Genomic DNA, 15,420 nt, shown 5'->3' with positions numbered 1-15,420 from the left:
CCGCTACTGTTTCTTTTTTGGGTAGCAAAAGTATAAATAAGTCATGCAAACACACCAGTTCGTTTGTTGTTTATGATCAATCCTCTGTTGGCAATCCAAACTTCTGAGTAACAAGTTCTCCCTCTTCGTTGAAAAAGAGATAATAAAGCAAATCTTTCTTTACATGTAAGCCTGCCAAGAATCTCAAAGCAAGGTTTGCCTGCAGGGATGCTATGTGCATAACGATAGGTGCAGCAATGCCTGCCGGTGTTTTTTGTACTATTTTAAAAGCGTCATTAAAAGATGATTTGTCAAAAAAACAAACCTGTCCGTGAAATGCTTCTACACTTCCATAAATCCAGGGTGTATTGACTTTTTTTGCATAAGTGTTAATATCTCCGCGTGTAGGAAGATTGTCTGTGGCATCTAAAATGAGATCCACTGCAATGTTCTTTTTGCTCCACTCTTCAAAATTACACTCATGGGCAACAGCTTTTGTGAAGGGACATCGCTGTTCTATGATTTCAGCGTTTATTTTTGCTTTGTTCTTTCCTTCATCTCCTAGTTTAAAAGCAATTTGTCTGTGAATATTATGCAGACTTACATTATCAAAATCTATAATGTGAATTTCTCCGATTCCTGTAGAACCCAATGCAAAGCTTAAAGAAGAACCGAGCCCTCCTGCTCCAACAATTGCTATTTTTTTTGTCTGAAGATTTTTTTGCGTCTCTTCTCCCCAAAGTTGCACCTGTCTGTGAAAATACTCCATCATTATAAATCCTTTTTTGTAAGTTTTAATGCTCTCTTGCTGATAGCTTCTTTAAATCCCCATGTGCGACGAGCGCGTACTACATCTGTATGACTCATATCAACTATCATTAACTCTTCAGTATTTCCCAAATGGTTTAAAATTTCTGCATTTGGGGATGCTAATATAGAATCACCGTAAAATTTCCATACAAACTCTTTGTCCTGATACTCACCGATTCTGTTGGCTCTGAGTATATAGATGTTGTGTGTAAATGCTCTTGTGAGTATTAATGCTTTCCATCTCTCATAAGACTCAAAAGTTGAAACACTCGGTACGAGCAAACAGTCTATATTTTTATTTCTAAGTTTAGCAAAAAAATCATCAAAATGAAGTTCAAATCCATTCATTACCGCAAATTTGAAGCCGTCAATTTTAAAAACCATAGGGGAGAGCAGTGGTGCAAGCTCATTTGCAAAGAATTTATCTTCATTCCAGTGGGCATAGTTAATAAGGATTTGCTGATTGTAGTAAGAGGCAGATGTTGGAGAAAACTTTGCAATGCATTTGTAAATTTTATCTTTTTTGACAATAACCAAGGGCGCGATTATAGTTATGCTGTATGTTAAAGAGAGTTCTTTTAGGATTTTAATCTGATGGAGTGCCTGCTCTTTTATCATAGAGACAGACATCTGTTCGAGTTCTTTGAAAAAAGGATTGAGAACGTATTCACCAAGGAGCAGGACTTTGACGCCTTTTTTACTGGCTACCCGAATATAGTTATAAAGTTTTGTAGAGCTCATTCCCTGTGCATTGAGCTGTAAAACTGCCGCTCTCATTGCGTAGTTTTTAAATTTTGAATTTTGATTTGCGCTTCTTCGAGCATTTTTTGTGCTTCGGCCAACTCCTTCATGCCTTTTTCATAGGCTTTTACACTCTCTTCAAGTGTAATCTCCGGGCTCATAAGCGTTTCCAGAATTTCTTTAGCATTTTGGAGTTTTTTTTCAAATTTTTCTTTAGCCATTGAGTGCATCCTTTACATTGTTTTCAAATTTATCAAGCTCTACCAAAAATGCGTCATGACCATAGTTACTGTCAATATCTATATAATCATGATTTCTGTTTCCTATTTTTTTGAGTATCTGTGCCATTTCTTGCATCTCACTGTTTTTAAACAACAGATCATTTTTAAAACTTATCAGATACAAAGCAGAGGTTATTCTTTTTAGTGCTTCATCCAATGAGTCAAATCCTCGAGACAGGTCATAGATGTTAATGGCTTTTGTGATATAAAGATAAGACAAAGGGTCAAACCATTTTGTAAAATTATAACCATTGTATTCCAGATAAGACTCAACCTGAAATTTTCCAAAAAGCTCATACAGTCCATCTGTGAGCTTATACTCTCTGCCGAATTTTTCACGCATTGACTCAGGTGACAAAAAGCTGATATGTCCTGCCATACGACCGACTGCCATCCCGGAGAGTCCCTGTTCTTTAAGCAGTTTTGGGTCATAATACCCCTGTTTGAAATCAGGATCATTAAGAATGGATTCCTGCGCAACTTTGTTAAAAGCTATTGCCCATGGCTGTGTTGCATGTGTTGTCGCCATTGCAATGATTTTGTTCGCAAAGTTTGGATAGTGTATAGCAAATTGGAGTGCCTGCATACCACCCATGGAACCGCCGACTATTGCATGTACTCTGTGAATATCAAGCCTGTCAAACAAAATACGCTGTGCTTTTACCATATCTTTTATGCTGACAACAGGAAATTTGTAACGGTAGGGTTCATGATGGGGGTACTGCATGCTCATAGGACCTGTGGAACCAAAGCAGCTTCCTATAACATTGGAACAGATTACAAAATATTTATCGGTATCAATCGCTTTTTTGGGACCGATGAAACCATCCCACCAACCAGGCTTTGCCTCTCCTTCATAGAGTCCTGCGGCATGATGGGAACCTGTGAGTGCATGACAGACAACAACGACATTACTCTTGTCATCATTGAGCGTTCCATAGGTTTCATAAGTAATATCATACGGTTCCAAGATGCGTCCACTCTCAAGATAGAGCGGATTTGTAAAATGTTCTGTATGTGTTTGCAGGTTTAAAGACAAGGTGATTGCTCTCCGAAAATTAGTAACAGTATTTTAGCAAAAGAGTCTTAATTATGCTTCAAGTGCCTGTTTCATATCCTCAATTAAATCTTTTGGACTCTCCAAACCACAAGAAATTCTAATCAGACCTTCAGGAACACCACAGGCAACCAGCTCTTCATGTGAGAGCTGCTGGTGCGTTGTCGAAGCAGGGTGCGTAATAATCGATTTTGAATCACCGATATTGACAACAAGCGAATAGAGTTTTGTGGCATTGACAATTTTTGTTGCTTCATCAAAATTTTCAACCTCAAAACTGAGCAGCCCACTGCTAAAACCGTCTTGAAAATATTTTTGGGCATTCTTGTAGTTTGGATTACTTTTTAAACCAGGGTAGTTTACTTTTTTTATCTTTGGATGTGATTCTAAAAACTCTGCCAGTAAAAGTGCATTTTTTGAATGTTCTTTCATGCGTAAAGGGAGTGTTTCCATTCCTTGAATAAAGAGCCATGAATTAAACGGAGAGACAACAGCCCCTAAATCACGCAAAAGGGAAAGACGGGCACGAAGCGTGTAGGGAGGAAGCCCGACATCTGTGTAGACAAGTCCGTGGTATGAAGGATCAGGTTCATTAAAATGAGCATACCTCGGATTGTCTTTGAGTTTTTCTGTCAGATTTTTTCTTTCAACCATGATGCCGCCTATGGCAAGTCCCTGACCTGTCGTATATTTACTGGCACTGTGTACAGTAATATCTGCTCCAAACTCAAATGGACGGCACAAAGCAGGTGTTGCAACTGTATTGTCAACAACAGTTAAAATATTATGTTTGTCTGCAATGGAGGTAATTGCCTCTATATCTGCTACATCAATACTTGGATTTGTCAATGATTCAAAAAAGATTATTTTTGTTTTTTCGTCAATAAGCGCTTCTATCTGTTTGGGTTGATGCACATCAAAAAATCTGGCTTCTATACCAAAGCGTTTGAGTGTATGTGTGTTAAGCGTCAAGCTGCCTCCATAAAGCTGCTTGGCACAGATAATATTGTCTCCTGCCTGGGCTGCATTGGCAATTGCAAAAAAGATTGCACTCATACCGCTTGCTGTGGCAATGGCTGCTTCACCATCTTCAAGTGCTGCAAAACGTTTTTCAAAAACATCCGTTGTAGGATTGTTGAGACGTGTGTATATATTGCCGAGTTCTTTTAATGAAAAAAGATTCGCAGCATGCTCTACATCACGAAACTCATAGGCCGTTGTTTGATAAATCGGAACCGCCATAGTTCCTTGCGAGTCTTTTTCATATCCGGCATGGAGTGCCAATGTTTGTATATCCACAGTTTATCCTTTGTTTTTAGAGGTACCCTTAAGTGTTTCATCTTTAATTTTTTGTAAAAATTCTAAAATATTTTCCTGGTAGGCTAAAGTATCCGTATCATAAGTATACTGGAGCAGCCTGTGAAGCGAGTCAATGTCTATTTTATGTGCATATCTGGGAATTATTTTCAATTCTTTTTGTATGTTTAAAACAAGGGCATCAATGTTTAAACCATTGTTGTCCTGTACTTTTTTGACAAGTTCTTTTGTTGAAAGCATCAGAAGATTTGCTCTGTCGGTATCTTCTTTGTAGAGATCGAGTCCAATATTTTTTATAAGGATATAACTTTCTACTGTTGCTTCTTTATTGGCTGCGATTATCAGGGCAAAAATTTTTGCACGAAATTCCAATGAACCGTGATGATGTACAAAGAGTTCACGAAAAGCACTGAAAAAATGATGTTTTAATCTAAAACTGAGCCTCATAGGTGTTCCTTCTACCGTATTATACATTGAAAATGGTATAATTTCAAAAATAATCGGAATAAGGAATTTTTTTATGGGTAGAGCGTTTGAATATAGAAAAGCATCAAAATTAAAAAGATGGGGAGCAATGTCCAAATTGTTCCCAAAACTTGGTAAAGTTATCACAATGGCGGCAAAAGAGGGCGGAACAGATCCCGATATGAATGCAAAGCTCAGAACTGCAATTTTAAATGCAAAAGCTGAAAATATGCCAAAAGACAACATTGATGCAGCTATAAAAAGAGCGACTGCCAAAGATAGTGCCGATATGAAAGAGGTAAACTTTGAGGGAAAAGCACCTCACGGGGTACTGCTTTTTATTGAGTGTGCAACTGACAACAACACAAGAACAGTCGCAAATGTCAAAAGTATTTTAAATAAAAATGGCGGAGAGATGCTGACAAACGGTTCTTTGGAATTTATGTTTTCGCGTAAGGCTCTTTTTGAGTTTCCACTTTCAGAAGATATGGATATAGAAGAGTTGGAACTTGAACTTATAGATGCAGGACTTGAAGAGATAGAGACAGAAGACGGAGTTGTTTTAGTGACAGCTGACTATACAAGTTTTGGTACGATGAATGAAGCACTGGAAAAAATGGATGTAGAAATTACAAAAGCAACACTTGAGCGAATTGCAAATACGCCTATACAGATAAGTGAAGAAGAACAGGCAGATGTTGATAAGATTTTAGAAAGACTTGAAGATGATGAGGATGTTCAAAAAGTTTATACCAATTTAGCGTAAAATGTACTTTACATGTACTATATAAAAGAAGAGTATACAAATACTCTTGAAGTGAAGCAGTCAAAGTTTATTGCCTGCCTGGTGCCATACGACAAATATGAAACACTGCTTCATAAACTAAAAGAAGAACATCCTAAAGCACGGCATTTTGTAACGGCGTACAGGTACTTGAATGAGTATGAACAAATAGTGGAACACTCAAGTGATGACGGTGAGCCTTCAGGAACATCGGGAAAACCCTCCCTGATGGTTTTGCAAGGACAGAAACTTATCAATACTGCCGTGATTGTCGTACGCTATTTTGGCGGTACAAAGTTAGGAACGGGCGGATTGGTCAGAGCATACAGTGATGCTGTGAATTTAGTCATTGAAAAAGCAGAGCTGTATGAGTATAAAAAAGAGTTGACGCAAAAAATTGTTTTTGATTACAGTGATGTGCGCTTTGTCGAGTATGAGTGTCAGGTATCTGACATTGTGATAGGACACAAAGAATTTGATACAAAAGTATCATATATCATTACAGCAAGTGAAGAAAATATGAAAAATTTTCTTTCTAAAACCGCCAGAGTAGTAACTGTTACTGCGGTGTAGCTATCTTCTTCCCTGCACCGCATTTCCCATATCCCACATTGGTAAGAAGATACCAAGTGCCAGTAATATAACCATAGAAGCTATTATCAGGAGCATAATAGGTTCTATGGCTTCACTTAAGCCGTCAATAATCGCATCAAATCGCATCTTATAGTATTCTGCAACTTTTTTAATCATTGTATCAAGAGTACCACTGTCTTCTCCGGCACGAATCATCTGAATAATCATATTTTCAAAAAGTCCTGTTTCTTCAAGTCCTTTATTCAGTGTTCCTCCCTTTTCTACAGTGCTGATGACTGATTGAAGTTTTCTTTTGAGGGGAAGATTGTCTACCATTGCTGTGGCGGTGTCAAGAGCTTCGGCTATAGGAATTCCGGCTCGAATAAGTTCAGAAAATACAAGGGTAAATCTACTTAAAGTTGCAAATTTAATAATATTTTTTATGAGATACACTCTCAGTAAAAATTTATGCCAACCGTATCGTATATTTTCATAATTGTTGATAAGATATTTGAATATCAGAAATGCTACAGCTAATCCGGCTAAAACATAGGGACCGAAGTTATTGAAAATATATTCAAGTTTCAAAAGAATAACTGTCGGCAGAGGCAGTTCGGCATGAAGTTCCTCAAATATAGCTTTAAACTGAGGGACAACGTAGGATATTAAAACTGTAAACGCTATAGCCATGGCAATCATGACATTTCTCGGATAAGCCATCGCTTTTTTAAACTTTACAACATTGGCTCGTATCTCTTCAAGCATATTTGCCAAAGAGTATAAGGCTTCATCGAGATTACCTGTCTTTTCTCCGAGTTCAACCATTGCAATTGTAAGGTTTCCAAGCTCATACCGGAAGTTCTGCATGGCAGATGAAATGGAGTGTCCTGCATTGATATCTTCTGCAATTTTTGAAAAAACACTCTTGAGGGCTTCGTCTGTTGTTGCATTTGCTATCTCTGTTAGAGAATCATGGATGGAAATACCGGCATTTGTCATAACAGCCAGCTGTCGTATGGCGGCAATAAGGGCATCAGGTTTGATCTTTCTTTTTTTTATATTTGATAAAAAATTTGTTTTAAATCTTTTAAGTTGTACTTCCAGAGGCTCCTGGGCTTCTGAAACCTTGATGATGATACCGGAAAATTTCAGTTTGGCATAACTGTTTGCTTCTTTTTTGTTTTCAGCATAGAGTCCAATCTCCTCTTTTTTTCCTTTTGTCAAAACAGTTGCTATAAAATATTTCATCCCTTGGCTACCTTTAATATCTCTTCTACGCTGGTTATTCCGTCAATTGCTTTTTGGATACCATTTTGAAAGAGTCCGACAAATCCCTCTTTTTTTGCCTGTTCAAGCATCTGTTCTTTTGATGCACCTTTGGCAATCAAAGAAGAGAGTTCTTCTGAAATGTTAAGTACTTCACAAATCATTTCTCTTCCCATATAGCCTGTATCTGAACACTCTTTACAGCCTCTGCCTTTGTAAAAGATTGTCCCCTCGGGCACAACTCCGTCTATCTCTTCCAAAACGGATGCCGAAAGTGTGTCTTCTGTTTTACAGTGTCTGCATATCTTTCGTACAAGTCTTTGTGCCTGAATGGCTACAAGTGCACCACTGATGAGGTAGTGTTCTATTCCCATGTCTGCCATTCTGGGTATTGCACTGATTGCATCATTTGTATGAAGTGTAGAGATAACCATGTGTCCGGTAAGTGCTGCTTTTATGGCAATTTCGAGAGTTTCTTGGTCTCGAATTTCACCAATCATAATTTTATCCGGATCTTGTCTTAAAATTGACCTGAGCGCATCGGCAAAACTCAGACCTACTTTTGCATTTACCTGTACCTGTTGAATAAGATTCATTCTGTACTCTACAGGGTCTTCAACAGTAATAACCTTGTCTTCAACGTTTCTCAGCTCATTTAAGGCACCATATAAAGTAGTGGTTTTACCGCTTCCCGTAGGTCCGGTTACCAAAATAATTCCATAAGGAGTTTTAAGCCCCTTGAGCAGTTTTTGATAGCTGCTAGAGTCCATTCCGGCATCTTCCAGTTTTACAAGCGCTTTTTGTTTGTCTAAAACACGCATAACAATTGATTCGCCATAAAGAATAGGCAGTGTCGATATACGAAAATCATACTCTTTTGTCCCTACTGAAGTTGAAAATCTGCCATCTTGCGGCTTTCTTTTTTCAGCTATATCCAAATTTGCAAGCAGTTTGAGTCTTGATGCCAGAGGCGGATAGATATCTTTTTCGAAAATAAACATTTCTGTGAGTTTTCCGTCAACACGTCCACGAACCACACAGTTTTTTTCAGTAGGTTCGATATGAACATCACTTGCCCGTGCATTAATACATGTTTTTAAAACAACATCTATGAGTTGTAAAATAGAGGAGGCCTCTTGTTGCTCTTCAATAGAACTGATAGAATTGAGTTCATCACGTATTTTTTTGACCAGATCTTTAATACTGTCTTTGAGACTGATTTTATAAAGATAGGACACAATCTGTTTTTTTGTTGCCAAAGCAATTTTAAGAACTTTTCTCGGAAAGAGTCGTTGGACAGCTTCTTGCGCATCCATGTTTAAAGGATCACTAAAAGCGACAGTAACACTCAGATCATCCTGTGAGACAGGAATAGCATTGTGTTTTTCAAGTTGGTTAAGAGGAGCTTTTTCAATGAGATTATAATCCATATCAATGGAATCAAGATCAACAAAAAGAAGATTCAGCTCTTTTGCAAGTCTTTGCAGGACTGCTTTTTCTTCTATATAATCATAATTGTCTATAATAGAGAGGTCATAAACACCTTCTCTTATTTGTTGCACAATAAATCTTATAAGACGATCCATAGTCATGAAGCCGGAAAGTGTGATGTCTCTGAGAATTAAATTTTCACTAATTCCTTTTGCCAGAAGCCTGTCAACCTGGCCTTTCATAATTGAGCCGTTGGCAAGTAAATCAGTTGTTATTCTATCCACAATAACTCCTACCAGTATATGTGACGTTTTAAAATTATTGTATCATAATATTCTTCAATAATCATCTTGCTTATTCTCTCATCTTTTGAAATATAGAGTTTATAGCTTAGTTTTTTATCTGTCGGATCATTGAACAGATAAAAGGTTCTGGGTTTATGTTTCCCCAGTTTTACATATAAGTCAAAGACTTTTGACAATATATAATCTGTTGAGGGTAAAACATATTGGGACAATTCATATCCATCGATAAGGGCATGGTATAAAAGTTTCTTTTGCATCATAATAACTGAAAAATAGGCTGAGTTTGCACGAGCTTCTTTTGAAAATTTCAACATTGTTATTGGTATTGACAATCTGTCTATATAGTCTGAATATAAACAGCCAAATGCATATAAACTGACAAACTCTTCATCTTTTTTATATCTTTGAAAATTGTTAAAACCTATGGTGCAGACCTCTTCATATTTTTTATTTTGATATAAAGTAAATAAATTTTGTTTTATATTATAGGCATAAAGGTTACATGTAACTATGACTAGCAGTAGTAATTTCATCTGAATTTTCCTGATTTGATTTCATTTAAGAGAATTTCGGCATTACTTGAGTGTGAAACTTTTATATATTCCTGCAGTGTATGGATAGCTTTGTTTTTTTGGTGAAGCTGCATAAGAGATTTTGCAAAAACAATCCAGCTTGCCTCAATATTGGAATTGATCTGATTTGTAATCAGTGCATAATTATATGCCTGCTTGTAGTTTCCAAGTTCATAATATTTTTTTGCAACAAAAAGACTCAAAGCAGGGTTCTTGTTCTTTTTAAAACGCTTGATAATTTCAAAAATATCATTTTGGGTCTCTTTTCTTTGGATAGTGATAGTGATTTTTTTCTCTTTTTTTATTGAAGGCGATTTGACTGAGATATCTTGAACAGCTTCTGTAATTTTTCTTTCTTTGAAATGCTTTTGCTTTGTCTGTTTATATCTGTATTGTGGTTGTCTCACTTCGTGTTGAATATTTTTCATAAAATTCATTGATGGCTTGAGTGTTTGGAAAGATGTCTCTTTTGTTTTGTCTGTGAAAACTGTTTTAGGTTGTACTGGTTTTGGCTGTACAGCTATTGGTTCAGGTTCTGTTTTTACCGGCTTGACTTTTACTGCTGCCGGTTTGTTTTTTGGTGGAAGAATTGGTTTTGGAACTGTTTTTTTTGCGGCAGCAGGCTTCTTTTGTGATACAGCTTTACTGTTGGCTGTATAAAAGTAGTAAACAGCCGGAATAATCGCGAATAAAACAATACTGACAATGACATAAGGTAAAAATGATTTTATTTTATAGATTTTCCAACGTTTTTCCAAATCACGAATATTAAGCATTGATAAGTCCTGTGTGTATGGCAGCCATTTCAACAAATTTGTTTGGAATATGTGTGGTACTTAAGGGGTAATGGTTACTCTGTTCATAGGTGTGATAGATGTCAAAAAGAGTATAAAGCAGTTTATTGGTATCTCTGTAATTTCCCTGTGTAAGTTTGTAAATATTGTTTACTGTTTTGGTGTGAAACATATTTGCTGTATCAAAACAGTTTGCCTTCATAAGTTTTTTTTGTATATAAATCTTGAGTTCTGCTTTTGATGCATTTTCAAGTTCAAAAGTTTCCCAGATTCTTGTTTGAAAATGCTCTTTTGCGATGAGATCTTCTTTTTCTGTTTTATGCAGAGTTATAACGAATTTAATACATCTTGTATCTGATAAAAGTCTTATTTTTTCCATTAAAACTTCAGAATAGAGTTGTGCTTCATCAAGCAAAACTATTGGTGCCTTTTCAACAGCTCTCTCTTTTACAATTTTCATAAACTGCGTTAAGTTTAAGGTGTCATTATATTGGATGTTGAAAATATCCTGAGCGAGGACTTTATAAAATTCTGTTTCATCTAAAATAGGTGTTTCATAAAGATAGATATCGCACTCTTGCGCTAAATCATCATAAAGTTTACTCAGAAACATACTTTTTCCGGTTCCCGGTTTTCCAAAAAGAAGGACCATCTTCAATGGTTTGGATATAGAGTCTTTTAAGGATTTATAGATTGTAGAAACTCTGTCTAACTGTATATAGTCCTTGGCATTGACTGTATCTAAGAAAACATTTTTTGACTTTGCAAAGATACTGTCCATAGATTATTTACCTTCTTCCCTATCATCAGTTTGATTCAGTTTTATCTCTTTTTTCTTTTTTGAAGCCATTTCAAGTGTAAGTAATTCATCACTCAGTCCCTCATAGCCTAAATCACTTAAAGAGATTGAATCTTTTTCTTTATGGATAATATGCGGTTCTATAATTATGACAAGTTCTTCAACTGTTTTTACCATCTCTTCATGTTTAAATAAATTACCCAGGAAGGGAATACTGCCTAAAACTGGAACCTGATTTGAATTATTTGTGTTTTTGGAATTTATAAGTCCGCCTAAAATAATTCTGTTACCGTCTTTTACTGTTACAACAGAAGAGAGTTGACGACGATTTAAATCCGGCGGCATATCTCTTCCTGTATTTGGTGTTTGGGAGATATCTGTTGTTGTTTCTGAAAGAGAGGGGTTTATTCTCAGAGTAATTGTTTTGTCGTCAGAAATTTCCGGAGTAATTGTTAGAAGAACACCGGCAAAGACAGAGTTTACCAAATCGGTTTGGGTTGTAGCAGCAACTCCGCCGCCTGTTCCCTGTTGGTTGGTTGATGAGAGTATTTTATAAAAATATTCTGTTCCTGCTGTAATAAGTGCCGGTTGGTTGTTTAAAGTAAGAACTTTCGGATTCGATATGGAAGTAACATCTCCCTGTGTTTTTAAAAATTTGATAACTTCTGTCAGTTGTCCACCGGCACTCATAGTAAAAAGTTGTGATGCACCCGCGCCTGTCGCAGCAGTATCTGTAATAATTCCATTGGCAGGTATTGTCGTACCGATATTGTTATAGTTTGCTGTACTTGCAGAGAGTTTGACATTTTGCAGAGCATACAGCTGTTTCCAGTCTATACCTGTTGTTTTCCCCTTACTCATGGTAACGGAGAGCAGTTGTACATCAATCAGTACCTGGAGTTTTACCTTGTCCTGCAGTTTTTTTAGATAATTTTCAAAACGCTTGAGCTGTTTATCTGTAGCTGTTACAGTTATCAGCCCTGCATTTTTGTTTATGATTGGAGGCGTTGCTTTGTATATGTCATTTGGACGGTTGAGAATACTCTGAAACTCTGTATCAAGTTGCTCCCAAAATTTAACTTCATCAGAACTTTCGATTTTCACACCTGTATCTGATGTAGAATTACCTCCACCGGTTCCTGAGTTTCCACCGGCGCTTCTTAGAGAATTGGCAGATCTGCCGCCGCCACCGCCAACTCCTCCTCCCTGTTGTTGTGCATTTGAAGAAGAACTGAGTGTGACATCTGTACTGCCTGTGCTTTTTCTTTGTGAGAGTATATAGTCTATGTTAAAAACTTTTGTTGTTAAATAAGATATTTTTAAAAGGTTGTTGTCTAGCGTATAAGAAAGATTATGCTGTGTCAATATAATATTCAACACTTCATCAATCGTTAAATTCTTTAAGTATGTTTTATTCAGCTTTGTTTTTAGGAATTTCTCAGCATGAGGATCTGTTACTATGATACTGAAACCACATTCATCACTCAATTGTTCTACAAAGTCAATGATTTTAGTATTTTTTGCAGAACTGATACTAAAAAGTTCATAAGAACAATCTGCAAAGCTGGTTGTTGAAAGCATCGCGGTCATTATTGTTGCATAAACCGATGTTTGTATAAATTTCATTTGAGATCCCTACTTATTATAGATTTTTATTTTTTTACTTTTACTTTTTGTTGAAAGCAGAAGTTTTTTATTTTTTCGAACTAATAGAACAGAATTTCTGCCAACTTTAGCCAGTTTATAACCATAAATATATTTACCCTGTTTATACCATTTTCCATTAATCATTGCTGATTTGTTTAAGATGGCATCAAGTCTGAAATGTAAAGTGCTGTGTTGCATGACTTTTTTGTAATTTGCATGTGCACCAAATACAGTTTTTTTACCTGTTTTATTTTTTTTTGAATCATTTTTCTTGTGTAAAAAGATAAAAGGATCTTTTATCCTTGAAATTTCTTTTTCAGAAACTCCGATTCTTGGCGGTTTAATCGCTTCAATCTGCTCATCAACCCATGCCAGATTATTGGAAAAAAGTTGCGATGTCAGAAGGAGCATTAAAATCAAATAGAATTTTTTCATTAGTATGTAATCCCCCATACAGATATATTTAAGTCAGAAATCAGTGCTTGATCAGCTTTTATATCAAAGTTGTGTATATCAACGACCAGTTCACTTTGCTCTAGCGAATTGATAAACTTCAAGGTGTTTTTATAATTCGCAGTTGATTCAATTGTAATATCGAGTATATGACCAAAAGAACTCTTATTTTTTGCATATTTATTTGTCAGGGTGAGCAGTTTGACATTGTATTTTTGTGCATTGGTTGCTATGGAATCAAGATATTCACCCCATGCCCGTTCATCATATATTAAAGATGAAATAGTTTCAATTTTACTTTTTATATAAGAGTTTGTGTCTTTTATGACAACTATTTCATTGTTTATGTTTCTGATTTCTTTTTCAAGCTGTAGAATTTTCGATTCAGGGTTATGCTGCAGAAATGTTTTATCAGCATTTATCTTTGTCTGGAGATTTTGCACACTGGCTCTTGTCTGTGTGAATTTGTCAAATGAACTGTCCCAGAACAGAAGGTATGCAAAGGTAAAAATGATACCGACAACCATAAGGTAAGTCATATAGATGTCTTTTTGGGTTTTGTTTTTAAAAGCTGCATCTATTCTATGGAGATAGTCTTCAAGATTTATTTTCATAATATACGCACCTTTAATTCACTGAAGTATTTATTTGTTTTTTCATCAAAGACAATCTCTTCAAGGATAAACTTGTATTTTCCTTCATAAATCTTAGTGAGATATTCAACGAGTTTCGTAATCTTTCTGTCATTATTGGCTACTAAATAAAAAGTCAGTATTTTTGTTTTATTATCTTCTGCATATTTTGCTTCTTCAATCTTTACACCATACTTGTTTAAGTTTTTAGTGAACATTGTTAAAAGTTTTGCTTTCATAGGATAATCAACTTTTACTTCATGAATTTTCATAAGAGTGTTTTTTTTCTCAGAATATTCTGTTTTTTCTTTGGCAAGCAGTTTCAATGATTTTTCTTTGTCTGCTTTTCTGTTTTTAATAGTTGCCTCTCTGGTTATTTTGATATTATGAATCTCTTTGTATTCTTGTTTTAGCAGATCTTCTTGCAGAGTCTGTACATACGTGAGTATCCAATATGTTATAGGGTATGCAAATGCAAGCGCAAAGGAGGCAAATATTAAAATTATAAGTTTGCCGCTTTCTCTTTTGATGAATTTCGGCGGTCGTCTGTAATCAGTAAAATTACATTCATATATTTCATCTTTTGGCAGTGTTGTATAAATATGCATAAGTGCATGCAGTTGATCAACATATTCATTTTCAGTCTCAAAACCGTAATCAAATTCAAATTCACTTGACTTTATATTTAACTCAACTTCCAGCATTTCATAAAGTTTTGTTACAGTCGGAAGTTGTGCTCCTATATATACATGTTCGAATTTTTCAATATCAAATGCTCTTTTTGCATAGGTGAGAATATCATTGATGTTTGCAAACAATTCTTTATAAAGACGAATAAAAAATTCTTTGTAATCACTTGTAGTTTCTTTAAGATTTTCTTTTGAAAAAAAGCGTATAAATTCGTTATATTCAATTCTTTCACCATACAGTTCACAAAAACGCTCATGCATTTCTACAAGAGAATATTTTAAAGATTTGGTATAAACAAATTCTTTGTTGCCGTAAATAGTCAAAAATGCATCATTTTCCTGAATGTATATAAAACAGTGTACACCGTTACTGTCGATGAGTTCTTTTGTATAAAGTGATTTGATTAAAAGCGGCGAAGGAATAATGACATCAATATATTTTACTTTTTCAACAATTTTTATAAAAGTATTGGTTATATCCAAAGGGTCTACAATAAAGACATGAAAATATCTGTTTTCTTCATCTAATGTGTCAAATGACTCTATGTAGCGAATTTTATACTCAACTGCCTGATCAAGGGCTAGTTCATCATATGCTTTGTTACTGATAGCATCAAACAGATCTTCCTCAGGAATATTTTTACTGATTGCAATCTGGGCATTTATAAATTCTTTTGTACTGATATATGAAATTACAAACTGGTCTTTTGAAAATTTTGGACTTGTTGTTTCTGTGATGAAACTCGATATTCCACTAAAGTATGTCTCTTTGTATGGATTAATTGATAATACACTTGAAAAAGAGTGCTGTGTTGATGTATTCAT

17 protein-coding genes are annotated in these 15,420 nt (G+C 35.5%); 2 read left to right on the top strand and 15 right to left on the bottom strand.

The window, feature by feature from the left end:
• Nucleotides 1-76: 76 nt before the first annotated feature.
• Genes LCX93_RS08325 through LCX93_RS08300 form a run of 6 tightly spaced genes read right to left on the bottom strand, consistent with a single transcriptional unit; the run spans nucleotide 77 to nucleotide 4,659 of the window.
• Entirely contained in the window at nucleotides 77-751 is a 675-nt protein-coding gene (locus LCX93_RS08325) for a HesA/MoeB/ThiF family protein (RefSeq protein ID WP_226065875.1), read from the bottom strand.
• Nucleotides 751-1,566, bottom strand: coding sequence for a carbon-nitrogen hydrolase family protein (locus LCX93_RS08320; RefSeq protein WP_226065874.1), 816 nt, complete (start codon nucleotides 1,564-1,566; stop codon nucleotides 751-753). Before LCX93_RS08320 ends, LCX93_RS08325 begins: the two co-directional genes overlap by 1 nt.
• Nucleotides 1,563-1,751, bottom strand: coding sequence for an exodeoxyribonuclease VII small subunit (gene xseB / locus LCX93_RS08315; RefSeq protein ID WP_151899980.1), 189 nt, complete (start codon nucleotides 1,749-1,751; stop codon nucleotides 1,563-1,565). Before xseB ends, LCX93_RS08320 begins: the two co-directional genes overlap by 4 nt.
• Nucleotides 1,744-2,850: a homoserine O-acetyltransferase MetX gene (metX, locus tag LCX93_RS08310; protein ID WP_226065873.1), complete on the bottom strand. Its 1,107-nt coding sequence runs from the start codon at nucleotides 2,848-2,850 to the stop codon at nucleotides 1,744-1,746. Before metX ends, xseB begins: the two co-directional genes overlap by 8 nt.
• A gap of 51 nt (nucleotides 2,851-2,901) precedes the next feature.
• Complete coding sequence (locus LCX93_RS08305) at nucleotides 2,902-4,167, bottom strand: O-acetylhomoserine aminocarboxypropyltransferase/cysteine synthase family protein (RefSeq protein ID WP_226065872.1); 1,266 nt, start codon at nucleotides 4,165-4,167, stop codon at nucleotides 2,902-2,904.
• Between the two features lie 3 nt (nucleotides 4,168-4,170).
• Nucleotides 4,171-4,659 (bottom strand): hypothetical protein, encoded by a 489-nt coding sequence (locus LCX93_RS08300; RefSeq protein ID WP_226065871.1) that lies wholly within the window; start codon nucleotides 4,657-4,659, stop codon nucleotides 4,171-4,173.
• Between the two features lie 46 nt (nucleotides 4,660-4,705).
• On the opposite strand from LCX93_RS08300, the gene LCX93_RS08295 reads away from it, so the two are divergent.
• Nucleotides 4,706-5,416 (top strand): YebC/PmpR family DNA-binding transcriptional regulator, encoded by a 711-nt coding sequence (locus LCX93_RS08295; RefSeq protein ID WP_226065870.1) that lies wholly within the window; start codon nucleotides 4,706-4,708, stop codon nucleotides 5,414-5,416.
• Between the two features lie 12 nt (nucleotides 5,417-5,428).
• Nucleotides 5,429-6,007, top strand: a complete 579-nt coding sequence (locus LCX93_RS08290; protein WP_226065869.1) for an IMPACT family protein — start codon at nucleotides 5,429-5,431, stop codon at nucleotides 6,005-6,007.
• Here LCX93_RS08290 and LCX93_RS08285 read toward each other — a convergent pair whose 3' ends face one another.
• Genes LCX93_RS08285 through LCX93_RS08245 form a run of 9 tightly spaced genes read right to left on the bottom strand, consistent with a single transcriptional unit; the run spans nucleotide 6,008 to nucleotide 15,420 of the window.
• On the bottom strand, nucleotides 6,008-7,255 hold the full coding sequence (locus tag LCX93_RS08285; RefSeq protein WP_226065868.1) for a type II secretion system F family protein: 1,248 nt from the start codon (nucleotides 7,253-7,255) through the stop codon (nucleotides 6,008-6,010).
• Nucleotides 7,252-8,988 carry a GspE/PulE family protein gene (locus tag LCX93_RS08280; RefSeq protein WP_226065867.1) on the bottom strand — a complete coding sequence of 579 codons (1,737 nt, stop codon included), beginning with the start codon at nucleotides 8,986-8,988 and terminating at the stop codon, nucleotides 7,252-7,254. Before LCX93_RS08280 ends, LCX93_RS08285 begins: the two co-directional genes overlap by 4 nt.
• Nucleotides 8,989-8,996: 8 nt before the next feature.
• The gene (locus LCX93_RS08275; RefSeq protein ID WP_226065866.1) at nucleotides 8,997-9,542 is read right to left on the bottom strand and encodes a hypothetical protein; all 546 of its coding nucleotides are present in this window, start codon (nucleotides 9,540-9,542) and stop codon (nucleotides 8,997-8,999) included.
• On the bottom strand, nucleotides 9,539-10,357 hold the full coding sequence (locus LCX93_RS08270; protein ID WP_226065865.1) for a CDC27 family protein: 819 nt from the start codon (nucleotides 10,355-10,357) through the stop codon (nucleotides 9,539-9,541). Before LCX93_RS08270 ends, LCX93_RS08275 begins: the two co-directional genes overlap by 4 nt.
• Complete coding sequence (locus tag LCX93_RS08265; RefSeq protein ID WP_226065864.1) at nucleotides 10,350-11,156, bottom strand: ATP-binding protein; 807 nt, start codon at nucleotides 11,154-11,156, stop codon at nucleotides 10,350-10,352. Before LCX93_RS08265 ends, LCX93_RS08270 begins: the two co-directional genes overlap by 8 nt.
• A gap of 3 nt (nucleotides 11,157-11,159) precedes the next feature.
• On the bottom strand, nucleotides 11,160-12,800 hold the full coding sequence (gene mshL / locus LCX93_RS08260; RefSeq protein ID WP_226065863.1) for a pilus (MSHA type) biogenesis protein MshL: 1,641 nt from the start codon (nucleotides 12,798-12,800) through the stop codon (nucleotides 11,160-11,162).
• Between the two features lie 9 nt (nucleotides 12,801-12,809).
• Complete coding sequence (locus LCX93_RS08255) at nucleotides 12,810-13,256, bottom strand: hypothetical protein (RefSeq protein WP_226065862.1); 447 nt, start codon at nucleotides 13,254-13,256, stop codon at nucleotides 12,810-12,812.
• A complete protein-coding gene (locus tag LCX93_RS08250) occupies nucleotides 13,256-13,888 on the bottom strand; it encodes a hypothetical protein (protein WP_226065861.1) in 633 nt (210 codons plus the stop codon). Before LCX93_RS08250 ends, LCX93_RS08255 begins: the two co-directional genes overlap by 1 nt.
• The gene (locus tag LCX93_RS08245) at nucleotides 13,885-15,420 is read right to left on the bottom strand and encodes a hypothetical protein (RefSeq protein WP_226065860.1); all 1,536 of its coding nucleotides are present in this window, start codon (nucleotides 15,418-15,420) and stop codon (nucleotides 13,885-13,887) included. The genes LCX93_RS08250 and LCX93_RS08245 overlap by 4 nt, the downstream gene beginning before the upstream one ends.

This window comes from Sulfurimonas sp. SWIR-19 (assembly GCF_020410885.1).
In the GTDB taxonomy this organism is placed as follows: Bacteria; Campylobacterota; Campylobacteria; order Campylobacterales; family Sulfurimonadaceae; genus Sulfurimonas; species Sulfurimonas sediminis.
Note: the sequence above shows the minus strand (reverse complement) of the source record. Positions and strands in the feature narration are given on the sequence as shown.